This window comes from Calidithermus terrae, from assembly GCF_003574345.1.
Lineage (GTDB): Bacteria > Deinococcota > Deinococci > Deinococcales > Thermaceae > Calidithermus > Calidithermus chliarophilus.
Window position 1 is genome coordinate 1 of record NZ_QXDL01000150.1, and the last position, 10,211, is coordinate 10,211.

General features: G+C 70.8%; 8 protein-coding genes and 1 pseudogene. 4 read left to right on the forward strand and 5 right to left on the reverse strand.

From position 1 onward, the window contains the following. Nucleotides 1–232: 232 nt before the first annotated feature. Nucleotides 233–670 carry a hypothetical protein gene (locus Mterra_RS15130; protein ID WP_119315932.1) on the reverse strand — a complete coding sequence of 146 codons (438 nt, stop codon included), beginning with the start codon at nt 668–670 and terminating at the stop codon, nt 233–235. A 304-nt stretch (nt 671–974) separates the two neighbouring features. Here Mterra_RS15130 and Mterra_RS15135 point away from each other — a divergent pair, with 304 nt between their 5' ends. Next, on the forward strand, nt 975–1,646 hold the full coding sequence (locus tag Mterra_RS15135) for a GntR family transcriptional regulator (protein ID WP_119315933.1): 672 nt from the start codon (nt 975–977) through the stop codon (nt 1,644–1,646). 215 nt (nt 1,647–1,861) lie between these two features. On the opposite strand, the gene Mterra_RS15140 is transcribed toward Mterra_RS15135, so the two are convergent. Both Mterra_RS15140 and Mterra_RS15145 read right to left on the reverse strand, forming a co-directional pair. Then, nucleotides 1,862–2,533: a response regulator gene (locus Mterra_RS15140; RefSeq protein ID WP_245971650.1), complete on the reverse strand. Its 672-nt coding sequence runs from the start codon at nt 2,531–2,533 to the stop codon at nt 1,862–1,864. After that, nucleotides 2,530–4,161, reverse strand: coding sequence for an ATP-binding protein (locus tag Mterra_RS15145; protein WP_119315934.1), 1,632 nt, complete (start codon nt 4,159–4,161; stop codon nt 2,530–2,532). Before Mterra_RS15145 ends, Mterra_RS15140 begins: the two co-directional genes overlap by 4 nt. A 151-nt stretch (nt 4,162–4,312) precedes the next feature. On the opposite strand from Mterra_RS15145, the gene Mterra_RS15150 reads away from it, so the two are divergent. From Mterra_RS15150 to Mterra_RS15160, 3 genes are all read left to right on the forward strand, one after another. Beyond that, entirely contained in the window at nt 4,313–5,284 is a 972-nt protein-coding gene (locus tag Mterra_RS15150; RefSeq protein WP_245971651.1) for a Bug family tripartite tricarboxylate transporter substrate binding protein, read from the forward strand. A 55-nt stretch (nt 5,285–5,339) separates the two neighbouring features. Further along, complete coding sequence (locus Mterra_RS15155; RefSeq protein ID WP_119315935.1) at nt 5,340–5,789, forward strand: tripartite tricarboxylate transporter TctB family protein; 450 nt, start codon at nt 5,340–5,342, stop codon at nt 5,787–5,789. Between the two features lie 108 nt (nt 5,790–5,897). After that, nucleotides 5,898–7,406: a tripartite tricarboxylate transporter permease gene (locus Mterra_RS15160; protein ID WP_119315936.1), complete on the forward strand. Its 1,509-nt coding sequence runs from the start codon at nt 5,898–5,900 to the stop codon at nt 7,404–7,406. Nucleotides 7,407–7,594: 188 nt separating this feature from the next. Here Mterra_RS15160 and Mterra_RS15165 read toward each other — a convergent pair whose 3' ends face one another. Both Mterra_RS15165 and Mterra_RS15170 read right to left on the reverse strand, forming a co-directional pair. Further along, entirely contained in the window at nt 7,595–9,328 is a 1,734-nt protein-coding gene (locus Mterra_RS15165) for a tetratricopeptide repeat-containing diguanylate cyclase (RefSeq protein WP_170159688.1), read from the reverse strand. A gap of 108 nt (nt 9,329–9,436) precedes the next feature. Next, nucleotides 9,437–10,211 (reverse strand): annotated as a pseudogene (locus tag Mterra_RS15170) (TaqI-like C-terminal specificity domain-containing protein); the annotation flags it as partial.

Sequence of the window (10,211 nt, forward strand, 5' to 3'; positions counted from 1 at the left end):
GAAGCCGGCGATGTCGAAGTAGATGACCGGGTTGTCCCCCATGTGGACGTTGGTCTGCCCGTCCAGGAAGCGGCCCATCGCCCCCTGGGTCCACACCGACAGCTCCACCGCCAGCTTGCGGACGAGGAGGAGAAGGAGGGGGATCCTCCCGGTGAAGATGGCGGCGAAGGGGGCTCTAACCCCTAAACGCTGACGGCGGGGACCATGTCCCCGCCGTTCACTTCATCCCGGGCTACGGCAGCAAGGGCCGCCACCAGGGGATCCCCAGCAGCACCAGCGCGAGGCTCAGCCCGTAGAAGATCAGGCTCTGGCGGTGCTTCTGCCGGTCGTCGGTGGCTTTTTTGACGCGGCTGCTGCCGACGTGCGCCAGGACGAGCGCCACCAGCATCGCCACCCAGTGCTCGGCCAGGAAGAAGCGGCTCGAGCTGTTCTGCATGGCCGCCGAGACGTTGGCGGTGAGGCCACGGATGAAAGGGCTTACGGCGAAGAGGATCAGCCCCAGCAGCAGTTGCAGGTCCAGCAACCCGGTGTAGGCCATCCCCAACCGCCGGTCCAGCAGCACGTAGCCGCCCCGGCGCAGCCCTTGAACGCTCCGGAAGATCAGCACCAGCGCGACCCCCAGCACCAGCCAGCGGGTCAGGTTGTGCAAGGTGAGGCTCAGGTCGTACATGAGCGCACCTTAACGAAATTGGCTCGAGGGGCGCAAGGGGCAAGCCGTCAGCGGTCGGCTAGTGGCTCGTGGGTTGTGGTTGCCCTACTCCTTCCCTCCCCGCCCGCGGGGAGGGTTTATCCCCCCCAGCCCCCCTTGCTAAGGGGGGTGACAAGGCGTCTGGCGTCTTGCGTACGACGTACGACGTAGGACGTAGGACGTACGACCGGCGTTAGGCGTTGGGCGTTCGGCTATCAGCTATCGGCTATCGACCACCGACATTGGCCTTGAGTTGGTATACCAGCTTGGAATACCATACCTAAACATGGTCGCACCTCAAACCGATGAAGCGTACCGCCGCCTGCGGCGTTCGATCCTTTCGCTCGAGCTGCCCCCGGGCGAGGCGCTCGTCGAGCGCAGGCTCGAGGAGATGCTCTCGGTGTCGCGCACGCCCATCCGGGCCGCCATCCAGCAGCTCGCCCGCGAGGGGCTCGTGCGCCGCACCGGGCGGGTGTACACCGTCGCCCCCATCGACCTCGACGAATTGCGCGAGGCCTTCGAGTTCCGCAGCCTGCTCGAGACCACCGCCGTGCGCATGGCCGCCCGGCGCAGGCCCAAGGCCCGCGAGATCCGCGAGCTCCTCGCCACCGTCGCCAGCGAGCCCGACCCCGAGGTCGAGCTCGAGAAGGCCACCGACTTCCACCTCGCCCTAGCCCGCCTCTCCGGCAACCGCTTCCTGGTCTCGGCGCTGGCCCAGGTGCTCTCGCGCATCTACCGCGCCCGCTTCCTCGAGATCACCCGCCCACAGGGCGTTGACCACGCCCGCGAGGACCACGCCCGCCTGATCGAACTCGTCCAGCAGGGCAAGGGCGAAGAGGCCGCCCAACTCGTCGAGCGCCACCTCGAGCGCTCCCACAAAGCCCTACTGGAAAGCCTCAAGGACACCGAATGGGGCAGCATCCTGCTGGGCGGGGAGAAGGTGCGGGCGGTGAGGTAGACGGAGGGTAGGAGAGCGTTCAGCGATCAGCCGTCAGCTTGTGGCTAGTGGCTCGTGGGTTGTGGTTGCCCTACTCCTTCCCTCCCCGCCCGCGGGGAGGGTTTATCCCCCCCAGCCCCCCTTGCTAAGGGGGGTGACAAGGCGTCTGGCGTCTTGCGTACGACGTACGACGTAGGACGTACGACGCACGACCCGCGCCCGGCTACCCATCCCCCTCACGACCTCTGCACCCGGTACCGCTTCACCGGCCGCCCCACCGCGCCGTAGCTCAGCTCGAGCCGGGCGAAGCCGCTCTGCTGGAGGTACTCGAGGTAGCGCCAGGCCGTCACCCGGCTCACGCCCACCGCCTCGCCCACCTCCTCGGCGCTCAGGGGCTGGGGGGTGGTCTGCAGGAGGTGCTGGACCTGCTCGAGGGTGGTGAGGTCGATGCCCTTGGGCAGGCGCTGCTGGGCCCGCACGCCCAGCAGGCGGTCGAGGCGGGCCTGGGTGAAGGGCTGGGGCTGGGCCTTCATGCTCTGGCGCAGGCGGTAGCGCTCGAGCGCCTCGCGCAGGCGGGGCTGCTGGAAGGGCTTGATGAGGTAGTCCATCACGCCCTCGTAAAGGGCCTGCTGCACGGTCTCGAGGTCGTTGGCGGCGGTGATCATGACCGCCTCGAAGCGCAGGCCGCGCCCGCGCAGGGCCCGCACGAAATCCAGGCCGCTGCCGTCGGGGAGGTAGACGTCCACCAGCACCAGCTCGGGCTCGAGCAGCACGGCGAGCTCGAGGCCCTCGCCCACGCTCTGGGCGCTGCCCACCACCGCGAAGTCGGGCCAGCTTGCGATCATGGCCTGGTTGACCGCCAGCACCCCCGGGTCGTCCTCGACCAGCAGCACCGGGGTGGGGTTCACGCCGGCCCCCCCGGCAGGGCGCTGGCGGGCAGGCTGACGCGGAACACGCTGCGGCCGCCGCGCCGGAAGAAGCTGAGCTCGCCGCCCAGCGGCTCGACGTGCTGCTGCACGAGGTGCAGGCCCAGGCCCCGCCCCTCGCCGCGGGTGGAGACGCCGCGCTCGAGGATGCGCCGCCCCAGTTCGGGCGCGACGCCGGGCCCGTCGTCGCTGACCTCGAGCTGCAGGCCCTCGGGGTCCTCGCCCAGCATCACGCTCACGTGCCTCGCCTCGCCGCGCGGCTTCTCGAGCACCGCCTCGAAGGCGTTGTCGAGCAGGTTGCCCAGCACCAGCTCGAGGGTCTGGGAGTGCGGGGCCCAGGCCGCGCTCAGCGCCGAGCCGGGCTCCAACCGCAGCCGGATGCCCAGCTCGCGGGCCCGCTGGTACTTGCCCAGGATCAAGGCGGCCAGGCGGGGCAGCTCGAGGCCGGCCACCCGGTCGCGCAGGGCCTCGACCTGGCCCGCCTCCTGCTGGATCACCGCCAGCGCCTCGGCGGGGCGCTCGAGCTCGATCAGCCCGGCGATGGTGTGCAGGCGGTTCTGGAACTCGTGGGTCTGGGCCCGCAGCAGCTCGGCGTAGCGCCGGGTCTGGGTGAGCTCCTCGGCCATCTGCAGGATCTCGGCCCGGTCGCGGAAGACCACCAGGCGCTGCCCGCCCGGCATCCCCAGCACCCCCACCAGCACCGGCTGGTTGCCCACGTGCAGGGGCTCGTTCTCGGTGTTGCCGCCCGCCAGCAGGCCGCTGCGGGCCAGCTCGGGCCACAGCCCCTCCAGCGGCAGCGGCGCGTCGAGCTCCCCCCTGATCCCCAGCATCTGCGCGGCCTTGGGGTTGGCGATCTGCACGTGGCCCTGGGCGTCCACCACCAGCACCCCCTCCTGCAGGGCGCTCAGCACGCTGCGGTGCTGCTGCACCAGCGCGGCGATCTGCTCGGGCTCGAGCTCGAGCATGGCCCGCTTGATGCGGCGGCTCAGCCACACGCTGCTCAGCAGCGCGAAGACCAGCCCCAGCCCGAACCACGGCAGCAGCGTGGCGCTGACCTCCAAGGCGATGCTCTGCACGGTGGGCAGCAAGTAGCCCGTGGAGACCACCCCCACCACCCGGCCCGCCGCGTCGCGCACGGGCACCTTGCCCCGGATGGCCGCGCCCAGCGAGCCCGTCGCCACGCTGATGATCTCGCGCCCGGCCAGCGGCTCGGCGTTGTCGCCGCCCACCATCGGCTTGCCCAGCCGGTCGGGGAGGGGGTGGGCCAGCCGGATGCCCCGCTTGTCGCCCACCACGATGTAGTCGGCGCCGACCCGCTCGCGGATGCGGTTGACCAGGGGGTTGAGCGTGCGCGAGGGGTCGGGGTCGTCGAAGGCGGCCACCACCTCGGGGATGGTGGCGACGGTGCGCGAGATCATCAGCGCCCGCTCGCCGTAGCTCGAGCGCACCGAGCGCTGCAGCGCCGCCACCTGCACGCCGGCGAGCACCCCCATCAGCAGCGTGAACACCGCCACCTGCAGCAGGAAGAAGCGCATCTGGATGCCCAGGCGGCGGGAGGCAGGCCGGGGCAGGAAGCTGGCCGTGCGCGGTTTGGCTCGAGCGAGGCTCATGGCGTCGGGTCCCCCACGTGGAAAGGCGGTACTCCAGCATGGCGCAAAAGGCGGGCCAAGCCAAGGGAAGTCGGTGAACACAATTTACAAAAACTTGACCCCGCCCGGCGGCTTGATCACAATCGAGGCACCAGACACAGCAGGAGGGATCATGAACAAGCACTGGTGGATGCTGGCCTTTAGCGTGTTCCTGGGCGGCTCGAGCCTCGCCGCCTTCACCCCCAAGGCGCCGGAGTGCATCGCCCCGGCGGGGGCGGGGGGCGGCTGGGACCTCACCTGCCGCAGCGTGGCCCAGTTGATGTTCGACCTCAAGATCGTGCCCCAGCCCTTCAAGGTCACCAACGTGACCGGGGCGGGGGGCGGGGTGGCCTACGCCAACGTGGTCACCCAGCGCGGCGACGACGCCAACCTGCTCGTCGCGGCCTCCCCGGCCACCACCGTGCGGCTGGCCCAGGGGCAGTTCAGCCAGTTCACCGAGCGCGACGTGCGCTGGCTGGGGGCCATCGCCGCCGACTACGGCGTGGTGGCGGTCAAGGCCGACGCGCCTTACAAGACCATGGCCGACCTGGTGGCCGCCTGGAAGGCCGACCCCTCCAAGATCGCGGTGGGCGGCGGCAGCGCGGTGGGCGGGCAGGACCACATGAAGGTGCTGCTGCTGGGCCGGGCGGCGGGGATCCCGCCTCGAGCCATCAAGTACGTGCCCTTCGACGGGGGCGGCCAGGCCATCACCTCGCTGCTGGGCGGCTTCATCCAGGTCTTCGCCGGCGACGCCTCCGAGCTGCGCGGGCAGGTGGAGGGCGGCACCGTGCGGGTGCTGGCGGTGATGGCCCCCCGGCGGCTGGCGGCGCCTTACGCGGGCGTCCCCACCGCCAAGGAGCTGGGCTACAACGTCGATTGGGTGGTGTGGCGCGGCTTCTACGTGCCCAAGAACATGCCCGAGGAGGCTTACAACTTCTGGCTCAACGCCCTGCGCCGGGTGGCCCGTTCGCCCGAGTGGGCCAAGTTCCGCGAGCAGAACTCGCTGGGCGAGTTCGTGTCGCTGGGCGCGGAGTTCCAGGTCTTCATCGACCGCCAGGTCAGCCAGTTCCGCAACCTCTCCAAGGAGCTGGGGATCATCAAGTAGGGCGGGCCTCGAGCCCGGGGCACCCGGAGGGGTGCCCACCCTTTTGGGAGGTGCCATGCCCAACCCTGCCCGCCGCGCCGACCGCATCGTAGGGGTCTTGCTGCTGCTGCTCGCCCTGGGCTACGGCTGGACGGCCAGCCGCTTCGAGGTGGGCCTCCTCTCCGACCCCGTGGGCCCCAAGCCCTTCCCCTACCTCATCGCCTTTTGCACCGCCGCCGCCAGCCTGTGGCTGATCCTGCGGCCCGACCCCGACCCGCAGTGGCCGCCCGCGGCCTTCTGGCTGCCGCTGGGCCTGGCGCTGGGCAGCCTGGTGGCCTACGCCTACTTGCTGGTGCCGCTGGGCTTCACCCTGGTGACCACGCTCGAGATGGCCCTGCTCGCCGTGCTCTTCGGCGCGCGCTGGTGGCAGGGGCTCCTGGCCGGGCTGGCCTTCAGCCTGGCGGTCTACTTCCTCTTCACCGCCGGCCTCAACGTGCCGCTGCCGGCGGGGCGCTTGTTCGGATAGGAGATGACTATGGACCTGAGGGATTCGGGCTTCGGGCCTTCGGCGTTCGGCGGTTGGCGCCTCGCCTCTTGCCTTCGGCGTTGGGCGCCCGGCGTCCGGCGGTAGCGCATGGACGTCCTGCAAGCCCTCGCCAACGGGTTCGGGGTGGCCTTCCAGCCCGTCAACCTGCTGCTGGTCTTCGTGGGCTGCTTAGTGGGCACGCTCATCGGGGTGCTGCCGGGCATCGGGCCCATCAGCGGGGTGGCGCTGCTGGTGCCCCTGACCTTCGCGCTCAAGCTGCCGCCGGAGTCGGCGATCATCCTGCTGGCGGGCATCTACTACGGCGCGATGTACGGCGGCAGCACGACGAGCATCCTGCTCAACATCCCCGGCGAGACCTCCTCGGTCGTGACCACCCTCGACGGCAACCAGATGGCCCGCCAGGGCCGCGCCGGGGCCGCGCTCGCCATCTCGGCCTGGGGCTCCTTCATCGCCGGGACGCTGTCGGTGCTGGCGCTGATGCTGCTGGGGCCCTTGCTGGCGCAGTGGGCCATCCGCTTCGGGCCGGCTGAGTACTTCGCCCTGATGGTCTTCGGCTTCTCCACCCTCTCGGCGCTGGCCGGGAAGAACATGGCGAAGGCCCTGCTCGCCACGCTCTTCGGCCTGTTGCTCTCGACGGTGGGCCAGGACCCGCAGAGCGGGATGTCGCGCTTCACCTTCGGGCTGCTGCAGCTCGAGGACGGCATGGACTTCCTGGTAGTCGCCATCGGCCTCTTCGCGGTGAGCGAGGTGCTGGTGATTTTCGAGGACAAGGCCCCGCCGGCGGTGCAGGCCACGGTGGGCCGGGTCTACCTCTCGCTCAAGGAGTTCGTGTTCTCCCTGGCTACCATCCTGCGCAGCAGCGTCCTGGGCTTCATAATCGGGGTGCTGCCGGGCGCCGGGGCCAGCATCGCGAGCTTCGTGGCCTACACCGTCGAGAAGCGCGTCCTGGGCAACCGGGCCAGGTTCGGCCAGGGCGACATCCGCGGGGTGGCCGCCCCCGAGTCGGCCAACAACGCGGCGGCGGGCGGGGCCATGATCCCCCTGCTCACCCTGGGCCTGCCGGGCAGCGGCACCACCGCCATCATGCTGGGGGCCCTGGTCAGCCTGGGCGTCACGCCGGGGCCGCAGATGTTCCAGCAGCACCCCAACGTGGTGTGGGGCCTCATCGCCTCGATGTACGTGGGCAACGCCATGCTGCTGCTGCTCAACCTGCCCTTGGTGGGCCTCTTCGTGCGCCTCCTGGCCGTGCCCTCGTGGTTCTTGGTGCCCGCGGTGCTGGCGGTGAGCTTCATCGGGGTTTACGCGGTCAACAACAACCCCTTCGACCTGCTGCTCATGACCGTCTTCGGCCTGCTGGGCTACCTCATGCGCAAGCTCGACTTCCCGCTGGCCCCCGTCCTGCTGGGCCTGGTGCTGGGCTACTTGATGGAGGTCAACCTGCGCCGGGCCCTCGCCATCAGCAACGGCGACGTGGGCTTCCTCTTCAGCAGCCCCATCGCCGTGGCGCTGTGGGTCCTGGCTGCCCTCTCCCTCTTCGCGCCGAGCCTGCTGAGCCGCTTCGTGCGGCGGGGGGCGTTGGGGGATGATGAGATATAGGGCCGGTAGCTGGGCGCCGGGCGTGGGTCGTACGTCGTACGCAAGACGCAAGACGCGAAACGCAAGACGCAATACGTCTTGGCCCCGGCCCTAGACCTTCGTGCCAGCGGGGAGGGCCGGGGAGAGGTCTCCACGAGCCATACGCCACAAGCTTTTTTAGCTACCGGCTATGGGCTATTAGCTATCGGCTATCGACTACCCCCCGGTGGCGTCTTCACCCGGTTTTTCCCCTCGCGCTTGGCCTCGAGCATCAGCGCGTCGGCGTGGGAGATCATGGGCTCGTGGCTGGGGCCGGAGGTGTCGTCGCACAGGCCGAAGCTCAGCGTCACGCGCAGGTCGGGGTGGATGGAGTGCCAGGGGTAGCCCTCGACCGCTTGGCGCAGGCGTTCGCAGACGTGGCGGGCTTCCTCGAGGGGGGTATCGGGGAAGACCAGCACGAACTCCTCGCCGCCGTAGCGCCCCACGGTGTCGCCGGCGCGGCAGCCGTCCTGCAGCAGGCGGGCCACCACCCGCAGCACCTCGTCGCCGACGGGGTGGGTGAGCTGGTCGTTGATGGACTTGAAGTTGTCGATGTCGGCCACGGCGACGGTGAGGGGGCGGCCGGTGCGCCGGACGCGGGCGAACTCCTGGTGCAGGTAGCCCTCGAGGTGGCGGCGGTTGGCGAGCTCGGTGAGGGGGTCTTCGAGGCTCTGCCGCTCCAGCAGCTCGGCCTGGCGGCGCAGTTCCTCTAAGAGCCGGGTCTTCTCCTGGTTCAGCGCCTCCAGCGCGGCGTTGACCTGGGCCAGCTCGGCGCTGCGCTGGCGCTCCTGCTCGAGCTTGTAGCGCATGGACAGGGCCAGGGTCTGGTGCTGGAGCTGTTCGTCCTTTAGCCGAAGCTCGACCCGGCGCAGCGCCTTGTGGGCCTGCAGGGCCTCCTCGAAGCGGCCGAGCGCCTCGAGCACGCGCGACTGGGTCTCCAGCACCTCGCGCCGCAGGCTGAGGTTGTCGTCGCCGAGCTGGAGGGCGCGCTCGAGGTCGGCGAGGGCTTGCAGGGGGTCGCCGGCTTGCAGGTGGGCCTCGGCCATGCAGCGCCAGGCGTCGGTGAGGCTGCTGGGCGACTCGCTGAGGGTGGCGAGCTCGAGGGCCCGCCCGAAGCACTCCAGCGCCCGCCGGGTCGCGCCGAGGGCGAGGTGGGCCTGGCCCAGGGTGTTCCAGGAGGCGCACTGGTAGTCGCGGTCGCCGAGCTCGTCGTAGAGCGCGATGGCCCGCTCGAGCTCGGCGATGCTCTCGCCCAGGCGCTTCTGGCGGTAGTAGATGTAGCCCCGCAGGTTGTGCACGTCGGCCTGTCCCAGCCGCAGGCGCAACTGCTGGCGCAGCTCGAGCGAGCGCCGGGCGAACTCGAGGGCCTGGTCGTAGTCCTCGAGCTCGAGGTGGGCGGCGGCGAGGTTGCACAGCACCATCGCCTCGAAGGCCGGGTCGGCGACGGCGCGGAAGAGCTCGAGGGCCTTGAGGTAGTGCTCGAGCGCGAAGCCGAAGTTGCCCAGCGTGCTGAAGACCCACGCCAGGTTGTTGCGGGCCAGGGCCTCCAGCCAGGTGTTCTGCGCGTCGAGGGCGATCTCGAGCGCCTCGCCGAAGCAGGCGTGGGCGGCGGCGTAGTCGGCCTGGTACATCCGCACCGCGCCCACGTGCACGAGGCAGTGCCCCATCCCGGCGCGGTCGCCCAGCGCCTCGAAGGCCGCCTTGGCCTGTAGGGCGAGCGCGAGGCCCTGCTCGTACTGCGACAGCAGGACGTGGCAGTCGGCGGCGCCCCGCAGGGCGTGGGCCACGCCGGTGAAGCAGGCGTCGGCCTGGGCGAGCTCGAGGGCCTGCCGGTACAGCCGCAGGGCCTCCTTGGGGTTTTCCTCACGCCAGGCGGCCGCCTGGCGGAATAGCTCGTCCAGCACGGGGGAAGTTTCGGGTTGGCGTAGCGTCACTGACCGGACCTCGGGCACCGCGAAAGGTGTTGCAGCATCCATTGTGCGCCCGGGCGACCCTCGCGGCGTTGTAATTCGTCACAAACCGTACACCCGCGCCAGCGCCCGCTGCTGGAGCCGGGCGGCCCCGCTCGCCAGGTCCCGCCGTACTTCCTCGGGCAGCTCGGGCCAGCGGGGGAGCCGGACGCGGCGTAGGGTCTGGGCCTGGTAGCGGTGGTAGCCCCCGCGCATCTCCACCGAGTACGCCCGCACGAACAGCGCGGCGACGGGCGAGCGCAGCACGGCCTGCAGCGCCGGCAGCGGCCAGGCGCTCGAGGTCACCCAGTAGAGGTTGTGGTGCGGGTAGTAGCACCCCTCGTCCAGCACCACGATGGGGCGCCCGGCCAGGTCGGGGATCAGCAGCTTGGGGGTGTGCCGGAGGGCGGGGTCCACGCGGTCGAGGGTGCGGAACCACTGCTCGGGGCGCTTGCGGGCGACGTAGCGGCGCTCCAGGACGGGGCGGTGGGCCTCGAGGTAGGCCCGCAGCCGCGGGTAGCGCGCCAAGTCCACCAGGCGGCCCTCGGCGTCGAAGGGGTTGACGAGCACCCGCCCCGACCACGCGACGCGCCCGGAGCGCACGTCAGCGGCGAGCAGCAGGGGGAGCTTGCGGTCGTCCTCGACGTCGAGGTCGGCGGGCTGCACCAGCACCGCGTCGGCGCCGCTGGCTACCCCGATGCCCACCCGGCAGCCGGCCTCCTCCAGCGTGGGGAAGCGCCGCTCCCACTCGCGCAGGCGTTCGAAGCCGGCGCCGAGCTCGAGCAGCCACGGGCCATCCGGCGGCGTGGCCTCGAGCCCCACCCGCACCCAGCGGCCC